At 71.3% G+C, this 16,813-nt stretch carries 11 protein-coding genes; 7 read left to right on the top strand and 4 right to left on the bottom strand.

What is annotated here, in order from left to right; translation table 11 throughout:
* The first annotated feature begins 252 nt into the window (after positions 1–252).
* Positions 253–1,062 carry a FadR/GntR family transcriptional regulator gene (locus ACFYNO_RS26175; protein WP_388017222.1) on the top strand — a complete coding sequence of 270 codons (810 nt, stop codon included), beginning with the start codon at positions 253–255 and terminating at the stop codon, positions 1,060–1,062.
* Positions 1,063–1,354: 292 nt separating this feature from the next.
* Here ACFYNO_RS26175 and ACFYNO_RS26170 read toward each other — a convergent pair whose 3' ends face one another.
* The 3 genes from ACFYNO_RS26170 to ACFYNO_RS26160 all read right to left on the bottom strand — a co-directional run bounded on the left by ACFYNO_RS26170 (position 1,355) and on the right by ACFYNO_RS26160 (position 5,953).
* On the bottom strand, positions 1,355–2,653 hold the full coding sequence (locus tag ACFYNO_RS26170) for an RICIN domain-containing protein (protein ID WP_388017312.1): 1,299 nt from the start codon (positions 2,651–2,653) through the stop codon (positions 1,355–1,357).
* Positions 2,654–2,728: 75 nt separating this feature from the next.
* Positions 2,729–4,540, bottom strand: coding sequence for a ricin-type beta-trefoil lectin domain protein (locus tag ACFYNO_RS26165; RefSeq protein ID WP_388017219.1), 1,812 nt, complete (start codon positions 4,538–4,540; stop codon positions 2,729–2,731).
* 45 nt (positions 4,541–4,585) lie between these two features.
* Entirely contained in the window at positions 4,586–5,953 is a 1,368-nt protein-coding gene (locus ACFYNO_RS26160) for a PHB depolymerase family esterase (RefSeq protein WP_388017216.1), read from the bottom strand.
* A gap of 554 nt (positions 5,954–6,507) precedes the next feature.
* Between ACFYNO_RS26160 and ACFYNO_RS26155 the strand changes: the two genes are divergently transcribed.
* A complete protein-coding gene (locus tag ACFYNO_RS26155; RefSeq protein WP_388017213.1) occupies positions 6,508–8,019 on the top strand; it encodes an arabinofuranosidase catalytic domain-containing protein in 1,512 nt (503 codons plus the stop codon).
* A 71-nt stretch (positions 8,020–8,090) separates the two neighbouring features.
* On the opposite strand, the gene ACFYNO_RS26150 is transcribed toward ACFYNO_RS26155, so the two are convergent.
* Positions 8,091–9,113, bottom strand: coding sequence for a LacI family DNA-binding transcriptional regulator (locus ACFYNO_RS26150; protein WP_388017210.1), 1,023 nt, complete (start codon positions 9,111–9,113; stop codon positions 8,091–8,093).
* 489 nt (positions 9,114–9,602) lie between these two features.
* Between ACFYNO_RS26150 and ACFYNO_RS26145 the strand changes: the two genes are divergently transcribed.
* The 5 genes from ACFYNO_RS26145 (at position 9,603) to ACFYNO_RS26125 (ending at position 16,646) form a co-directional block, all read left to right on the top strand.
* Entirely contained in the window at positions 9,603–11,570 is a 1,968-nt protein-coding gene (locus ACFYNO_RS26145; RefSeq protein ID WP_388017207.1) for a glycoside hydrolase family 127 protein, read from the top strand.
* A 102-nt stretch (positions 11,571–11,672) separates the two neighbouring features.
* Positions 11,673–12,935 carry an extracellular solute-binding protein gene (locus tag ACFYNO_RS26140; protein WP_388017205.1) on the top strand — a complete coding sequence of 421 codons (1,263 nt, stop codon included), beginning with the start codon at positions 11,673–11,675 and terminating at the stop codon, positions 12,933–12,935.
* 68 nt (positions 12,936–13,003) lie between these two features.
* Positions 13,004–13,996 (top strand): carbohydrate ABC transporter permease, encoded by a 993-nt coding sequence (locus ACFYNO_RS26135; RefSeq protein WP_388017202.1) that lies wholly within the window; start codon positions 13,004–13,006, stop codon positions 13,994–13,996.
* Positions 13,993–14,844, top strand: a complete 852-nt coding sequence (locus ACFYNO_RS26130) for a carbohydrate ABC transporter permease (protein WP_388017199.1) — start codon at positions 13,993–13,995, stop codon at positions 14,842–14,844. Before ACFYNO_RS26135 ends, ACFYNO_RS26130 begins: the two co-directional genes overlap by 4 nt.
* Before the next feature lie 53 nt (positions 14,845–14,897).
* Entirely contained in the window at positions 14,898–16,646 is a 1,749-nt protein-coding gene (locus tag ACFYNO_RS26125) for an RICIN domain-containing protein (protein ID WP_388017196.1), read from the top strand.
* Positions 16,647–16,813 lie beyond the last annotated feature (167 nt).

Genomic DNA, 16,813 nt, shown 5'->3' with positions numbered 1-16,813 from the left:
CTCAGGAACGCGCCCATACCGTGTCTTAGATCGTATTTATCGGGCCCCGGGGAGAAGGGTGTCAAGAGGATAGGCATGCTTATTTGGCCCGCAGGGTCGGCCCGGCCGGGCTCCGCCGAGGGCGTGCCGCCGCCGGGCACGGGGGCTCAGCTGGGCTCCTGTGCTACTGTCCGCGCCAAAGCGAGCAGGCTCGCGCCTCGCGAAGTCGTACTCTTGACTTGCGGGCGAGGAGGCGGAATTGGGGGGTCATCGGTGACGGAGACGACGCCCGGCGCGGCCCGGTCCGACGGCGCCCGGCCGCCGGCAGCCAAGGCCGCCGGTGCCTACCGGCCGGGCTACGAGACGGCGGCCGAGCGGATCCTGGAGCTGATCGCGGCGGCCGGCCTGGCGCCGGGGGACCGGATGCCCACCGAGCACGAACTCGCCGAACTCGTCGGCACCAGCCGCACGGTGGTGCGCGAGGCGGTCAAGATGCTCTCCGCGCTCGGCCGGGTCCGGGCGTTCAAGGGCCGCGGGCTCTTCGTGGCCGACGACCCCGGGATGCTCGGCGGCTCCGGCGGCCCGTTCTTCCTGCCCACCGACATCGAACACGTCTACATGCTCTTCGAGTTCCGCCGGGCCCAGGAGGTGGAGTCCAGCCGGCTGGCCGCCGCCCGGGCCACGCCCGCGGAGCTGCGTGCCATCGGCGAGGCCGTCGAGCTCTGCCGGCAGGGGTGCGAGACCGGCGACACCGAGCTGTTCACCCGGGGCGACGACGAGTTCCACCGCTCGGTGGCCGCCGCCTCGCACAACTTCTTCATGGCCGCCGCGATCCAGGAGGCCCGGCGCCTGCAGCGGCAGTCCAGTGCGATCGGCCTGGCGGGCGAGCTCGGCGGCCATGCGCGGCAGGCGGTGGAGGAGCACGCCGCGATCCACCGGGCGATCCGCGACGGCGACGCGGAGGCCGCGGCACGGGCGGCCGCGGTCCACATCGAGAACTCGCTCGAGGACTACCGCAAGGAGATCCAGCGCCGGCTCTTCCAGGCCGGTACCGGCCCGGGCCGCGCCGGTGAGGCTTCCTGACGGTAGGTCAGCCTCAGACGCCTCGCGTTCCGCCGGGATGCCTCCGCCACCACCGCCGGATGCGGGGACGCCCGCCAGCAGAACTCCGATGAGTCCTACACATCCTCCGCTCTCGGCTGCCGACCACGCGATCGGCAGCGCCGCACCCCAGTGGGGGACGCGCCGGGCGGCGAGGCCGACTCGCAGACCCTTCGACGCACCGGGGCCCGGGAGCGGAGCCTGACCTCCGTCCCGGGCCGCCGGCGGGTGGAGGAGGGGGTGGCGGGGTGCCCCACCCGCCGCCCCCTCCGGCTCAACTGCGCAGGCTCCAGGACTGGTTGCCCGAGCCCGAACAGGCCCAGAGCTGCAGCTTGGTGCCGTTCGCGGTGCCGTTGCCGGTGGCGTCGAGGCAGAGGCCCGACTGCGCACCGGTGATCGTGCCGTTGGCGTTGACGTTCCACTGCTGGTTGGCCTGCCCGTTGCAGTCCCAGATCACCACCGCGGTGCCGTTGGCGGTGCCCTGGCCCGAGGCGTCCAGGCACTTGGAGCCGTAGACCATCAGCTGCTTGCTCGCGGTGGCGGTCCAGCGCTGGTTGGAGCCGCCGTTGCAGTCCCACAGCTGGGCCTGGGTGCCGTTGGTCCTGCTGGCGTCGTTGATGTCCACGCAGCGGCCGGAGGCCTGGCCGACGATCTCCTGGTTGCCGCCGGGCGGCGGCGGGGGAGTGCTGGAGGCGAACTGGCTGAAGAACTTCCAGACTTCGCCCGAGGTCCAGGTGTGCCAGCCGTCGCAGGTGCACCCGTCGATCGGGCCCGGGTCGTGGCCCGCGCCGTCGAAGGCGGCCCATTCCACCGGGTACCCGGCCTTGCACCCGGAGTAGGTGGTGACGATGTGGGTCAGGCTGCCGGGCGCGGGCTCCGGCGGATTCTGCGGGGTGCAGCCGTTGTTCCTGACGAACTGGTCACGCAGGCCACGGCCCAGGTCGATCGGCAGGACGTTGTCCCGCAGGCCGTGCAGGCCCATGTAGGCGACCGGCTGGGTGCCGCCGTCGCAGCCGCTGAGGTTGGCCCCGGAGTAGACCGCGACGGCCCGGAAGACGGCCGGCCGGGCGCAGGCGAGCGCGTAGGACATGCTGGCGCCGTAGCTGAAACCGGCGGAGAAGACCTGGGTCTGGTCGATGCACAGGCCGGACTCGAGCTGCTTGAGCATGTCGTCGACGAAGGTGACGTCCTGGCCGTTGGTGTTGGCCCAGCCGTTGTCGAAGCCCTGGGGCGCGACGAAGACGGTGCTGTTGTTGTCGTTGTCGGCCAGCCGGCGCAGGCCGTAGAAGGACCAGTTGTAGCCGTCGGTGCCGCCGGAGTCCACGTCGGCGGCGGTGCCGCCCCGCCAGTGGAAGCCGAAGACCAACCGGTAGGGATGGGTCTGGTCGTAGTTGGCGGGCACCCGCAGGATGTAGGTGCGGCTCTGGCCGCTGCTGGTGATGGTGTGGGTGCCGCTCGCCAGCGCGGGCGCGCTGCCGCAGCCGGCGGTGCCGGCGGCGGTGCTGCGCGGGGCGGCGGAGGCGGCGGTGCTGGTCCCCGGGACCAGGCCGATCAGGGCCACGATGAGCACCATCGGGGCCAGCAGGGAGCTGAACAGGGGTCGGCGTTTCATGCGGTCTTCCTTAGTCGAGCGGTTGGTGACGCCGAGTCAGGCCGGCTGCCAGGTGTAGGTGGCGATGCCGTGGGCGGGCAGTGAGTCGGCGATCTGCTGTCCGCCCCAGCTGGTGCTGAACGACTGGGCCGAGCCGGAGGTGTTGTCGACGATCAGCACCAGGGAGCCGTCGGGGTTGCGGAACGCCACGTCGTCCAGGTTCGCGGTGGTGGTGGAGGCGATCCGCTTGGCGCCGGGGTGCACGAACTTGCTGAAGTGGCCGACGGAGTAGTAGCCGGCGTCGTAGGTCACGTTCCCGGTGCTCTGGTCGATGGTGACGAGCGGGGTGCAGGCGTTGCAGCCGCCGGGGATCACCGGGCCGTTGTTCCGGTCCTCGGCGATGTTCCACATGGTGGCGGACCGCGCCCAGTTGCGGGTGCTCTGGATGAAGGTCTCGATCGCGTTCTGCGGGTCGATGCCGTCGGAGCACTCGGTCTCGTAGTTGTCCTTGCCCGGGAACGCGGCCTGCATGGTGCCGATCGAGTCCAGACCGCCCGCGTAGCAGTGCCAGGCCGTGCCGGACAGGTACTTGGCGGCGCCGGCGTCCCGCATCAGCGGCTCCGCGAAGTCGCCGAGCACGTTGGTGTTGAAGTCGGTGCCGAGCAGCGCGGGGGAGAGGTTCGCCTGGGCCAGCGCGGGCCCGAGGTTGTCGGCGATGAAGGCGGCCTCCTGCGGCTCGCTGAGCTCCAACCCCGGGTAGGCGGTGGCGTAGGCCGGTTCGTTCTGCGGGGTGATCGCGTAGATCGGCACGCCCTGGGCGGCGTAGCCCTGGAGGAACTTCACGAAGTACTGGGCCAGCGGTCCGTAGGCGGCGGGGAGCAGCGTGCCCGCGTGGTTGGTGTTGTTCATCTGCCCGTTGGCCTTCATCCAGCCCGGCGGGCTCCACGGGTTCGCCATCAGCTTCAGCCCCGGGTTGAGCGCGAGCGCCTCCTTCAGGTCCGGCACGATGTAGTCCAGGTCGTGGCCGATAGAGAAGGTCGAGAGCGCGGGGTCCGGGCGGGTCCACTGCTGGTTCGACTGGCCGCTGCAGCCCCAGAGCTGGGCCGGCGAGCCGTTGCCGGTGGCCGCCCCCGTGACGTCCAGGCAGAGGCCGGACTGCACGCCGGTGACGGTGCCGTTGACGGAGAGCTTCCACTGCTGGTTCGGCTGGCCGTTGCAGGTCCAGAGGATCACCTTGGTGCCGTTGGCCGTGCCCTGGCCGCTGGCGTCCAGGCACTTGCCGGCGATCTGCAGCTGCTGCGCCGCGGTGTAGGCGAACTGCTGGTTGGCGTTGCCGCCCGTGCAGTCCCAGATGTAGACCTGGGTGCCGTTCGCCGGGTTCCCGGTGTCGTCCAGGCAGCGGCCGGAGCCCACCCCGACCGTGGTGCCGGTGGAGGGGGAGAGGCCGTCGTCGTAGGAGTACGGCTGGGCGGTGGCGGAGAAGTCGGAGGAGCCCATCGGCACCCGGACCCAGCTCATGCCGATGCCCTGGCCCGGGCTGAAGAGGGCGTTCATCAGGTTGGTGTGGGCGGTGCCGCTCAGCCGGTCGGAGATCAGCCAGGCGGAGGTGTCCGTCATCGCGGCGCCGAAGCCGACCATGCTCTGGAACGTCTGGCCGTCGTCGACGCTGATGGTGCCGGGTGCGGAGGAGGCGGTGAAGGCGAGGTTGCTCTGCTGGGTCAGGTGCTGGCTCAGGTCCGAGGTGGTCAGCCACTTCTGCACCAGCTGGCCGGTGGCCGAGGCGGGCGGTGCCGGCAGCAACGCCAGCGTGAGTCCGAGCGCCCCGGCCAGCGAACCGGCCAGGCTGGCGCTGCGTAGTCCCCTTGACATGGGTGTCGGGCCTCTCGATCGGGGGTGGGTACGGGCGGGGTCCGGCTAGCCGAGGGTCCACCGCTGGTTGCTGCCGCCGTTGCACGACCAGAGCTCGACCGGTGCGCCGTCGGCGGTGGAGGCCGCCGTCACGTCGAGGCAGAGGCCGGACAGCGCGTTGGTGACGGTGCCGTCGGAGTTGAGGTTCCACTGCTGGTTGGTCTGGCCGTTGCAGGACCAGACGATCGCCTTGGTGCCGTTGGTGGTGCCGCGGCCGTTGGCGTCCAGGCACAGGGTGGCGCCGCCGAGGGTGAGCGTCAGCTGCTGGGAGGAGGTGTGCGTCCAGGTCTGGTTGGCCGCGCCGGAGCAGCTGTAGGTCTGCTGCTGGGTGCCGGGGGTGGTGGTAGAGCCGGGGTCGTCCAGGCACTTGCCCGCACCCACCGCGTGCAGCGGCCCGGTGCCGCCGGGGGTGGGGGTGCCGCCGCCGTCCAGGCCCATGAAGTGGATCGCGTAGGCGGCCATCGGCGTGCCCTGGACCGGCAGTTGGTGGCCGGCGCCGACGATGCCGTAGGTCTCGACCTGGACGGTGCCGGAGCTGTTGGCGTACCGGGCCCGGTTCCAGTTGGCGACCGGGGTGTCGGTCGAGGAGGGGGTCTGGCCGACGCCGAGCACGTTGGTCCACTGCTTGGCCTCCTCCGCCAGGTTGTTGAAGTTCAGGGTGGTGTCCGCGGTGCCGTGCCACAGCTGCATCCGCGGGCGCGGGCCGGTGTAGCCGGGGTCGGCGTTGCGCACCAGGTCGCCCCACTGCTGCGGGGTCATCGACACCTGACCGCCCGCGCACGGCCCGTTCCAGCCGCGCACCGAGCCCGTGTAGAAGCAGTGGTAGGGCACGCCCATGAAGGCCGCGCCCGCCTTGAACACGTCCGGGTAGTCGGCGAGCATGACGTTGGTCATCATGCCGCCCGAGGACTCGCCGGTGACGTACACCGCGTTGGGGTTCCCGCCGTAGTGCTGCTCGGTGTACGTGATCATCGACATCAGCCCGACCGGGTCGCTGCCGCCGTTGCGGGTCAGGGCCTGGTCGGAGGAGACGTCCCAGCAGCTGCCGTTGGGGCTGGTCGAGGGGTAGATGACGAGGAACCCGTAGCGGTCGGCCAGCGAGGCGAAGTCGGTGCTGGAGTAGAGGTAGGGCCCGGAGCCCTGGCAGCCGTGCAGGGCCAGCAGGATCGGCGGGTTGGCCTTGGCGCTGCTCGGCACGTAGAGGGACATCTGCAGGTTGGTCGGGTTGGTGCCGAATCCCGTGATCGGGATCAGCGAGGCGGCGGCGGCCGGGGCGGCGGCGGGCAGGCCGACGCCGAGGGCGGCGCCGACCGCGAGGAGCACGGCGAGCAGGCGGTTTCTCAGGCGGGCCTTGAAGCTGTGGGGGCGCAGCATGGCGGGTTCCTCCGCGGGCAGGTGGGCCGTTGGCAGTGGGTGGGAATCACCGGACGCCCCAGAGGAGTTCGCGGTGCTGTGGGGCACCGCGGCGGGGTCCTCGGGGAGCGGTCCGTCGCACGGGATCGGGGCCCGCAGCCGGTTCGGCGAGAAGAGTGAGCGTTAACAGACTCGATCGTGCGCCCGCGGCTGCTGAACCCCTGGTTCCGGACGTGTTTCGGACTGATGACGCTGCATCAGTGACCGCAACCTGTCAAGCAGTTGCGACGGTCGCGCACGGTGTCGCCGGTGGCGTGGCTCGTCGGGGCGGGTGTCCCGCCGGTGAAAGTTACGCAGGCCAGGGGCGTGAACGCCGGCCGCCCGACCGTCTCGCTCGCCGGGTCGGGCCCTAGCGAAAACGTCCGAATGCAGGCTCTCTTGAAACATGGCCGACATATGTGTCAGTCTCATCTCCGGTCGCTGGGGCTCCGGGCAGGGCGGTGGGTGACCCGCATGCGGAGTTCGGCGCACACGCTTGTTAACGCTCACATTCCGCACCCCCGCAGGAGGCCCCGATGCACCAGCGCACGTCCTCGTTACCCACCGGCTCACGCTCGCTCAGCCCGGCCGCCGTGCTGCTGCTGGTCCTCGCCCTGGCCGTGGTCGCCCTCGGCGGCCGGGCCGCCGCGAACGGTCCCGCGCCGAGGCCGGCCGTCGCGGCCGCCGCCGCAGCGGCCCTGCCCTGCGACCTCTACGCGGCCGCCGGCACGCCCTGCATCGCGGCCCACGCCACCACCCGGGCGCTGTTCGCCGCCTACAACGGCCCGCTCTACCAGGTGCAGCGCGCCTCCGACCACGCCTACCACGACGTGGGCCTGCTCGCCGCGGGCGGCTACGCCGACGCCTCGTCCCAGACCTCCTTCTGCGCGGGGACCTCCTGCACCATCACCAAGATCTACGACCAGAGCAGCCACCACAACGACCTGGCCATCTCCTCGGGCGGCTACTGGAAGGGGCCGGGCCCGAACGGCGCCGACATCGGAGCCGACGCCGCGGCGCTGCCCGTCACCGCGGGCGGCCACCAGGTCTTCGGCGTCAAGGCCACGCAGGGCGTGGGTTACCGCATCGACCACGCCGACGGCGCCCCCACCGGCGCCCAGCCCGAGGGCATCTACATGGTGACCTCCTCCGACCTGACCGACCAGTGGTGCTGCTTCGACTACGGGAGCGGTGAGAACAGCCACACCGACACCGGCAACGCCACCATGAACGCGATCTACTGGGGCACCGCCTGCTGGTTCGGCAACTGCACCGGCAGCGGCCCCTGGGTCGAGGCCGACCTGGAGAACGGGATGTTCCACACCAACACCGGCTCCAACAAGGACCCCAACAATCCGGGCGTCCACTTCCCGTTCGTCAGCGCCATGGAGAAGAACAACGGGACCAGCAACTTCACCCTGAAGTACGGGAACGCCGCGAGCGGCGGACTGACCACCCCCTACTCCGGGCCGCTGCCCAACGGCTACTCGCCGATGAAGACCGACAGCTCCCTGCTGCTCGGCACCGGCGGCGACAACAGCGTCTCCGGCCAGGGCGAGTTCTTCGAGGGCGCCATCACCTCGGGCTACCCCTCGGACGCCACCGAGAACGCGGTGCAGTCGAGCATCACCTCCGCCGGCTACGGCGGCACCGGCGCCGGCACGGCCGGTCCGCTGCGCAGCACCAGCGCCAACCGCTGCCTCGACGTGCCGAACGCCACCCAGAACAACGGCACCCAGACGCAGCTCTGGGACTGCAACGGCCAGGCCAACCAGCAGTGGACGCCCACCGCCGCCAAGGAGCTGCGGGTCTACGGCGGCAAGTGCCTGGACGCCGAGGCCAAGGGAACGGCGAACGGCACCAAGGCGATCATCTGGGACTGCAACGGCCAGACCAACCAGCAGTGGAACGTCAACGCCGACGGCACCATCACCAGCGTCCAGTCCGGCCTCTGCCTGGACGTCAGCGCCTACGGCACCGCCAACGGCACGCTGATCCAGCTCTGGCAGTGCACCGGTGCCAGCAACCAGAAGTGGGCCCGGAGCTGAGCCGACCCGCGCGCCCGGGTGGTGGGGGGGGGGGGGGGGGGGGGGGGGGCGCCCCCCCCCCACCACACGTCTCAGGCGGACTCCCGCACCGCCAGGCGGCAGGGCACCCTGGTGATGCCGGCGCAGGGCCGGTCGTCGATCGCGTCGAGCAGGTGCAGCGCGGCGATCCGGCCGATCTCGGTGAGGTTGGTGTCGATGGTGGTCAGCGGCGGGCGGGCGGCCAGCGCCATGATGTCCCAGTTGTCGTAGCCGACCACCGCCACCCGGTCCGGCACGGTGATGCCGCGCTCCCGCAGGGTGTCCGTGACGCCCCGGGCGATCTGGTCGTTCCCGCAGAAGAAGGCGTCGGTGTCGGGCGCCGCCCGCAGTACGGCGTCGGCGGCGCGGCGGCCCCAGGACTCGCTCCAGTCGCCGTAGTGGGCGCGGCCGGTGGCGAGCGCCAGGCCGGACTCGGCGAGCGCAAGTTCGGTCCAGCGGGCGCGATCGGCCGCCGCGGCGTGGTGCGCCGGGCCGGTGACGTGGGCGATCCGGGTCCGGCCGCTGCCCAGCAGGTGGTCGACGGCCATCCGGCAGCCGCCCTCCTCGTCGGAGACCACGGAGATGTCCTCCGGGCTGGTGGAGGGGGAGAGGGCGTAGACCACGGGCACGTCCTCGTGCACCCCGCTGAGCGGCGGCCGGGGGTCGGTGCGCCGGCCGGTGACGATGATGCCGTCCACCCGCCGGTCCATCAGGGTGAGCAGGTGGTGGCGCTCGCGGATCGCGTCGCCGCGGGTGTCGCAGAGCAGCACGGAGATCCGGCCCGCACCCAGCGCGTCCTCGGCGCCGAGCAGGACCGGGGTGCTGAACCGGCCGATGCCGTCCGTGGTCATCAGGCCGACCGTCCAGCTGCGCCCTGAATGCAGGCTCTGCGCCTGCTGGTTGGGGCGGAAGGCGAGGGCCTGGGAGGCGGCCAGGATGCGCTCGCGGGTCTCCGGGCGCATCCGCCCGCTGCCGTTGAGCGCCTTCGAGGCCGTGCCCACGCTGACGCCGGCCAGTGCGGCGACCTCGGTGAGCGTGGCCCTGCCCTTCGCGGTGGCACGAACCGGGTCCGACACGCGCAATCCTTTGCTCGTCCTCTGTACTGACGTCATGCTCTCACCGCCCGGCCCGGTAAGGCCAGTCAGCGCCCCGAACCGGCCCATCCTGTGAGCAGCATTGACGGGCGGGTGTGTTGAGCCTACGTTGCTGGCTCGAAAAGCTTTGCGCAGTCACCCGGGCGGAGCGGGCCAACCTCACCCGCTGAGCCGCGTGCAGCGCGGGGAGGCAGGGCTGACGAGAAACCCTTTTCTCAGAGGGGTGCGCAGCGGTTCATGCTGCGTCAAAGCTGCCAACCAGCCTCTTCAGCAACGAATCAGTAACCGCAGTGCGGAACCTTGACATCGCGAAGATGTAACACCTACGTTCATTCAAGGAAAAGCGTTTCCCACATACTGCACCCCCGGTCGGCCCGCACTGCGGCCGGCACCGAGACATCCGCCCGGCGATCCGATGCCGCGGCCCCCTTCTCCTGATCCGCCAGCGTGCCCACGCGCCGAGGAGTCCCCATGTCTGCACCCCTGCCCGGGCGGGTCCACCCCGCCGGCCCCGTCGCCCCGGTCGCCCCGGACCACGTGGCGCTGCACCCCGGCGCCGCGACCGTGATCACGGGCGGCTTCTGGGCCGAGCGCCGCCGGGTCAACGCCCTGGTCGGCATCCCCCAGGGGCCGGAACTGCTGGAGGCGGCAGGCAACTTGCACAACCTCGCACTCGCGGCGGGCACCGCCGAGGGGGAGTACCGCGGGGACCTGCCGTTCCTGGACACCGACGTCACCAAGTGGCTGGAGGCGGCCGCCTGGCACCTCGGGGGTGCCGGGGCCGAGGAACTGCCGGAGCTGCCGGGCCAGATCGCGCGGCTGGTCGCCCTGCTGGCCGCCGCGCAGGAGGAGAGCGGCTACCTCAATTCCTGGTTCCAGGTCACCCGCCCCGGGGAGCGGTTCACGGACCTTCGCTGGGGCCACGAGCTCTACTGCGCGGGCCACTTGATCCAGGCCGCCGTCGCACTCCACCGCAGCACCGGCGACACCGGCCTGCTGGCCGTCGCCATCCGGTTCGCCGACCACATCGACGCGGTGTTCGGGCCGGGCAAGCCGATCGACGGGGTCTGCGGCCACGCCGAGATCGAGACCGCCCTGGTCGAGCTCTACCGGGAGACCTGGGAGCGCCGCTACCTGGACCTGGCGCAGTACTTCGTCGACCGCCGCGGCCACGGCCTGCTCAACACCGGCGCGGACCACGGCACCGCCCCCGGGCCGGCCTACTGCCAGGACCGGGTGCCGCTGCGCGAGGCCGAGACGGTGGAGGGCCACGCGGTGCGCCAGCTCTACCTGCTGGCCGGTGCCACCGATCTGGTGATGGAGACCGGCGAACCCGAACTGCGCGCCGCCGTCGAGCGGTTGTGGACCGCCATGACCACCGCCAAGACCCACCTCACCGGCGGGCTCGGCGCCCGCCACGAGTGGGAGGACTTCGGCGACCCGTACGAGCTGCCCAGCGACCGCACCTACTGCGAGACCTGCGCGGCCGTGGCCTCCGTCCACTGGAACTGGCGGATGGCGCTGCTCACCGGCGAGGCCAAGTACTCCGACCTGACCGAGCGCACGCTGTACAACGGCTTCCTGGCCGGCGTCTCGCTCGACGGCGAGAAGTGGCTCTACGTCAACCCGCTCCAGGTGCGCGACGGTTACCAGGACTCCGACGGCGACCAGACCAGCCGGCGGACCCGCTGGTTCCGCTGCGCCTGCTGCCCGCCGAACGTGATGCGGCTGCTCGCCTCGCTGCCGCACTACATGGCCAGCACCGACCGGGAGGGCCTGCAGCTCCACCAGTACACCACCGGTCGGGTCGAGGCGGAGCTGCCCGCGGGCAAGGTCGCGGTCGAGACCGCCACCGCGTACCCGTGGGAGGGCCGGATCACCGTCACCGTCGCCACCGCCCCCGCCGACCGGGCCTGGACGCTTTCGCTGCGCATCCCGCACTGGTCTACCGCGGCCTGTTTTGTGAGCGTTAACAATGAGCCGGTGGAGCCGGTGGTCCAGGACGGCTGGCTGCGGCTGACCCGGGACTGGGCGGCGGACGACCAGGTGGTGCTGGAGCTCGACATGGCGGCCCGCCTCACCGGTGCCGACCCGCGGGTGGACGCGGTGCGCGGCAGCGTCGCGGTGGAACGCGGCCCGCTGGTCTACTGCCTGGAGCAGGTGGACCACCCCGGCGGCGGACTGGACGACGTCGTCATCGACACCCGGGCGCCGCTGGCGGCCGAGCACCGGCCCGACCTGCTCGGCGGCGTCACCACCGTGACCGCCGGCGGCGCCCGCCTCGACCCGGCCTCCGGCACGGGCTCCTGGTGGCCCTACGCGCCGACGAACGGCTCCGCCCCCGTCGGAGGCACACCCCTGGTGCTGACCGCCGTGCCCTACTACGCCTGGGCCAACCGCGCCGACGGCAGCATGCGCGTCTGGGTGCCGACCCGCTGACGGCCGCCCGCCGACGCCGTCCCGTCGACGGGCGGCCCGCCGACCCCCGGGCCCGACCGGGCCTCCGATCCCCCCGCCCCGCCCCTTGATCCCGAGGACCCCATGAACAGACCGCGCCGACTCCGCACCTCCCTCGCCTGCCTCGCCGCCGCCGGAGTCCTGCTCCCGCTCACCGCCTGCTCCTCGTCCGGCGGAAGCGCCACCGCGAGCGGCGACGCCGCCCACGGCACCTACACCTTCTGGGACCCGTACCCGCAGTACGACTCCTCCTCCGCCTGGGAGAAGTCCGTCACCGCCTGCGGCACCCAGGCCGGCGTCACCCTGAAGCGCACCGGCATGGACACCGGCGACGTCGCCAACAAGACCCTGCTCGCCGCCCAGCAGGGCAACTCGCCCGACATCGTGCTGGTCGACAACCCGGTGGTCTCCACCCTGGCGCAGGCCGGAGTCCTCACCACCACCGCCGACCTGGGCGTGAAGACCGACCAGATCCAGCAGAACATCATCGACGCGGGCACCGTCGACGGAAAGAGCTACGGCGTGCCGATCGGCGCGAACACGCTCGCCCTCTACTACAACGCCGACATCCTCCAGGCCGCCGGCGTGGACCCGGCCTCGATCAAGGACTGGGCCTCGCTGACCGCGGCGCTCGGCAAGGTCAAGGACGCGGGCAAGAAGGGCATCACCTTCGCCGGGATCAAGACCGAGGAGGGCAGCTTCCAGTTCCTGCCGTGGTTCTGGGGCGCCCAGGCCGACCTGAGGAAGCTGGACTCCCCGCAGGCGGTCGGCGCGCTGTCGCTCTGGAAGGACTGGCTCGACAAGGGCTACGCGCCCAACTCGGTGATCAACAACACCCAGACCACCTCCTGGCAGGAGTTCGAGACCGGCGGCTTCGCCTTCGCCGAGAACGGCACCTGGCAGCTGGCCAACTCGGCCAAGGAGACGTTCAAGACCGGCATCATCACCATCCCCGGCCAGAACGGCGGCTCCGCCCCCGCGCCGACCGGCGGCGAGTTCGTGACGGTCCCGGTGCAGAAGGACACCGCCCGCTACGCCACCAGCAAGAAGATCGTGGACTGCCTGATCAGCGAGCAGAACCTGCAGGCCACCGACACCACCCTCTCCTACGTGGCACCGGTGCAGAGCGTCCAGCAGCAGCAGGTCGCGCAGAACCCGGCGCTGCAGCCCTGGGTGACCGCCGTCGCCGCCGCCAAGGGCCGTACCAGCGGTGGGCTGAACACCGACTACCCGGTGGTGTCCGAGCAGCTGTGGACGGCGGTGCAGTCCGCGCTCTCCGGCGCCCAGTCGCCGAAGGACGCGCTGTCCGCCGCGCAGAAGGCGGCCGCCGCCAAGACCGGCCACTGAGCCGAGCCGACCACACCTCGGCCGCCCGCCACGCCGGCACGTGTCGGGCGACCCGGCAAGGAGATCTGATGGCAACCGTCAAGATGGCGCCACACCGGGCGGCCGACCCCGCCGCGGGGGACCGGCGCCGCGAAGCCTCCGCGGCCCCCGGAGGGCGGGTGCTGCCGGGGTTGTGCGGCGGGCGGCTCGGCCGCGGGCTCACCGCGTGGGCGTTCTTGGCACCCCTGGTGGTGTACCTCGCCGCCTTCTACGCCTACCCGCTGTACCGCAACCTGGACCTGAGCCTCAAGGACTACACCGTCCGGTCCTTCGTGAGCGGCGACGCCCCGTTCACCGGCCTGGCCAACTACCGTAAGGTGTTCGCGGATCCGACCTTCATGCCGGCGCTGACGAACACGCTGCTCTTCACCGTCGGCTCGATCACCGTCCAGTACGTGCTGGGGCTGGCGCTGGCGGTCTTCTTCAACCGGCGCTTCCGGCTCTCCGCCACCCTTCGGGCGCTCTTCCTCGTCCCGTGGCTGCTGCCGCTGATCGTCTCGGCCTCCACCTGGTCCTGGATGCTCAACTCCGAGTCGGGCGTGGTCAACTCGCTGCTGTCGGGCGTCGGGATCGGGCCGGTCCACTGGCTCACCTCGCCGGACTGGTCGCTGACCTCGGTCGTCATCGCCAACATCTGGATCGGCATCCCGTTCAACCTGGTCATCCTCTACAGCGGCCTGCAGAACATCCCCGGCGAGCTGTACGAGGCGGCGGCCCTGGACGGGGCCGGACCCTGGCAGACCTTCCGCCGGATCACCTTCCCGCTGCTGCGGCCGGTCACCACCATCACGCTGCTGCTCGGCTTCGTCTACACCCTCAAGGTCTTCGACCTGGTGTGGATCATGACCCGGGGCGGTCCCGCGAACTCCTCCACCACCCTGTCGACCTGGTCGTACCAGCTCGGATTCGGTTCGATGCTCCCGCACTTCGGGCCGGGAGCCGCGGTCGGCAACCTGCTCATCCTGATCGCCCTCGCCTTCGGGCTGCTGCACCTCTACATCCGAAGGAGGCAGGACGCATGAGCTCCGCCGTGTCCGCGACCACGCCCCGTGCCACCAGCTGGGCAGCCCGGCGCAACACCGCCGTCGGCGTCCTCCTGACCGCGGTCATGCTCTTCCCGGTCTACTGGATGCTCAACGTCTCGCTCACCCCGAAGAGCGGGATGCGCAAGGCGAAGCCGGACCTGCTGCCGCTGCACCCGACCTTCGAGGGCTACCGGGTGGTGCTGCGGGACCAGTTGCCGTACCTGGGCACCAGCCTGCTGATCGGGCTGGGGACCGTCCTGCTGACCCTGGTGGTCTCCGCGCCCGCGGCCTTCGCCCTCGCGAAGCTGCGGCCGCGCGGCAGCGGGGCGCTGAACTTCATCCTGATCGTCGCCCAGATGATCCCCGGCATCGTGATGGCCATGGGGTTCTACGCCGTCTACCTCAAGCTCGGGATGCTCAACACCTGGTGGGGCCTGGTGATCGCGGACTCCACCATCGCGGTCCCGTTCGGGGTGATGATCTTCGCGGCCTTCATGGCGGGCATCCCGGACGAGCTCATCGCCGCGGCCAAGGTCGACGGCGCGAGCACCTGGCGCACCTTCGCCTCGATCGTCCTGCCGGTCAGCCGCAACGCCGTCGTCACGGTCTCGCTGTTCAGCTTCCTCTGGGCCTGGTCCGACTTCGTCTTCGCCAGCACCCTCAACGGCGGCGGCACGATGCGCCCGATCACCCTGGGCGTCTACCACTACATCGGCAACAACAACCAGGAGTGGAACGCGATCATGGCGACGGCCGTGGTCGCCTCCGTCCCGGTCGCCGTTCTCCTCGTCCTCGCCCAGCGGTACGTCGCTGCCGGCGTGACCGCGGGCGCCGTCAAGGACTGAACCACCCCCCGCTCCACCCCTGCCTCCACCCCCACCCGACAGGAGAGCACCGCATGACCACATCCACGCCCCGGGGCCGCACCTCCGCGGTCCTGGCCGGGGCCCTCGTCCTCGCCGCCGCGGCGACCGGCGTCGTCGCCGCCCCCGCCGGAGCGGCCCCGAGCGCCTCGACCACCCTGGTGGTCAACGCCAACCAGGTCCTGCGCCCGGTCACCCATGTGGCCAGCGGCGGCCTCTACGGGCTCGCCACCGCCACCACCCCGAACGACGGACTGGTCGAGGCGCTGAAGCCGAACACCTTCGTCCAGATGGCCCCCGGCGGCGGGCAGCTGCCCAACGGCGAGCCCGCGCCGGCCGGCGACGCGCTGGTCGTCGCGCCCGAGGCGGCCAGGGCCGGCGCCAAGGTCGTGGTCCGGATGCCGGACTGGTACCCGAACTTCCCGTACCGCTGGGTGAGTTGGAGCGACTGGCTGTCCGCCGTGGACAAGCAGGTGGCCTCCGTCCGCTCCTCCGGCGCCAGCAACATCTCGGCCTACGAGCTGTGGAACGAGCCGGACTGGACCTGGAACACCAACGCGGCCGGCAGCTTCAACGCCGGCTGGACCCGGACCTACCAGGAGGTCCGCGCCCACGACACCACCACCCCGATCCAGGGCCCCAGCTTCTCCGACAACATCAGCGGCATGCAGAGCTTCCTGCAGAACGCCGTCGCGACCAACACCGTGCCGGACATCATCAGCTGGCACGAACTGTCGAGCGCCTCGCACATCGCCGGGGACATCGCCATCGTCACCACCATCGAGAAGAACCTCGGCATCACCCCGCGCCCGATCGCCATCGAGGAGTACGCCAGCACCAGCGAGGTCGGCGTCCCCGGCGCCCTGGTGGGCTACACCGCCAAGTTCGAGCGGCTCGGCGTGCACGACGCCGAGCTGGCCTTCTGGAACCACTACGGCACCCTCGGCGACACCCTCACCGACACCGGCGGCTCCCCGAACGGCGCCTACTGGCTGTACAAGTGGTACGGCGACATGACCGGCAACATGCTCGTCACCACCCCGCCCGCCCAGACCGGCATCGACGGCATGGCCTCGCTCAACCCGGCGGGCAACCAGCTCAGCGTCGTCTTCGGCGGCGGCGCCGGCTCCTCCGCGGTCACCGTGAACGGGCTCAACTCGCTCTCGGCGTTCGGCTCCACCGTCCACGCGAAGCTGGAGTACACCCCCTCGAAGGGCCGCACCACCGCCGTCGCCGGCCCGATCACCATCTCCGACGCCGACTACCCGGTCACCAACGGCTCGATCACCGTCCCGGTCGCCACCAACGCCGCGGACGGCTACCATCTGGTGATCACCCCGAGCGGCACCTCCGGCTCGCTGGCCGGCCGCTACCAGATCACCAACCTGAACAGCCGCCTGGCGCTCGACACGGCCAACCAGGCCACCGGACAGGGCACCCTGGCCGACCAGAACTCGCCGAGCTCCGCCGGCACCCAGAACTGGACCCTGGTCGCGGCCGGCTCGGGCCTGTACAAGATCGTCAACCAGGCCAGCGGCCTCGACCTCGGCATCTCCAACATGTCCACCTCCGACGGCGGCACCGCCCTGATCTGGGGCGACAACGGCACCGCCGACCACCTCTGGCAGCTGATCCCCGACGGCAGCGGCCACTACAAGATCGCCAACTACAACAGCGGCCTGCTGCTCGGCGTCAACAGCATGAGCACCAGCCCCGGCGCCCAGGTGCTCCAGTGGGACGACAACGGCACCGCCGACCACCTCTGGACCCTCACCGCCCGCTGACCCCGGGCCCGCCGACCGCCGCCGCCCCCGGAGCCGCAGCTCCGGGGGCGGCGGTGCGCGCGGACGAGGGGGCGCCGCGCCGGCGGATCGTGCTCCGGTGCGCCGCGTGTGCTCCAAAGACCCTGACGGACCGTCATAGACCTTGATCTGCACACTGGTTGGGTGGC

The sequence above is a fragment of the Kitasatospora sp. NPDC006697 genome (assembly GCF_042869935.1).
Taxonomy (GTDB): domain Bacteria; phylum Actinomycetota; class Actinomycetes; order Streptomycetales; family Streptomycetaceae; genus Kitasatospora.
Note: the sequence above shows the minus strand (reverse complement) of the source record. Positions and strands in the feature narration are given on the sequence as shown.

Excerpts from the sequence above, each read along its gene's own strand:
- ACFYNO_RS26170 (WP_388017312.1), bottom strand. The coding sequence starts at position 2,653 with ATGGTGCTCATCGTGGCCCTGATCGGCCTGGTCCCGGGGACCAGCACC.
- ACFYNO_RS26165 (WP_388017219.1), bottom strand. The coding sequence starts at position 4,540 with ATGTCAAGGGGACTACGCAGCGCCAGCCTGGCCGGTTCGCTGGCCGGG.
- ACFYNO_RS26160 (WP_388017216.1), bottom strand. The coding sequence starts at position 5,953 with ATGCTGCGCCCCCACAGCTTCAAGGCCCGCCTGAGAAACCGCCTGCTC.
- ACFYNO_RS26155 (WP_388017213.1), top strand. The coding sequence starts at position 6,508 with ATGCACCAGCGCACGTCCTCGTTACCCACCGGCTCACGCTCGCTCAGC.
- ACFYNO_RS26145 (WP_388017207.1), top strand. The coding sequence starts at position 9,603 with ATGTCTGCACCCCTGCCCGGGCGGGTCCACCCCGCCGGCCCCGTCGCC.
- ACFYNO_RS26140 (WP_388017205.1), top strand. The coding sequence starts at position 11,673 with ATGAACAGACCGCGCCGACTCCGCACCTCCCTCGCCTGCCTCGCCGCC.
- ACFYNO_RS26135 (WP_388017202.1), top strand. The coding sequence starts at position 13,004 with ATGGCAACCGTCAAGATGGCGCCACACCGGGCGGCCGACCCCGCCGCG.
- ACFYNO_RS26130 (WP_388017199.1), top strand. The coding sequence starts at position 13,993 with ATGAGCTCCGCCGTGTCCGCGACCACGCCCCGTGCCACCAGCTGGGCA.
- ACFYNO_RS26125 (WP_388017196.1), top strand. The coding sequence starts at position 14,898 with ATGACCACATCCACGCCCCGGGGCCGCACCTCCGCGGTCCTGGCCGGG.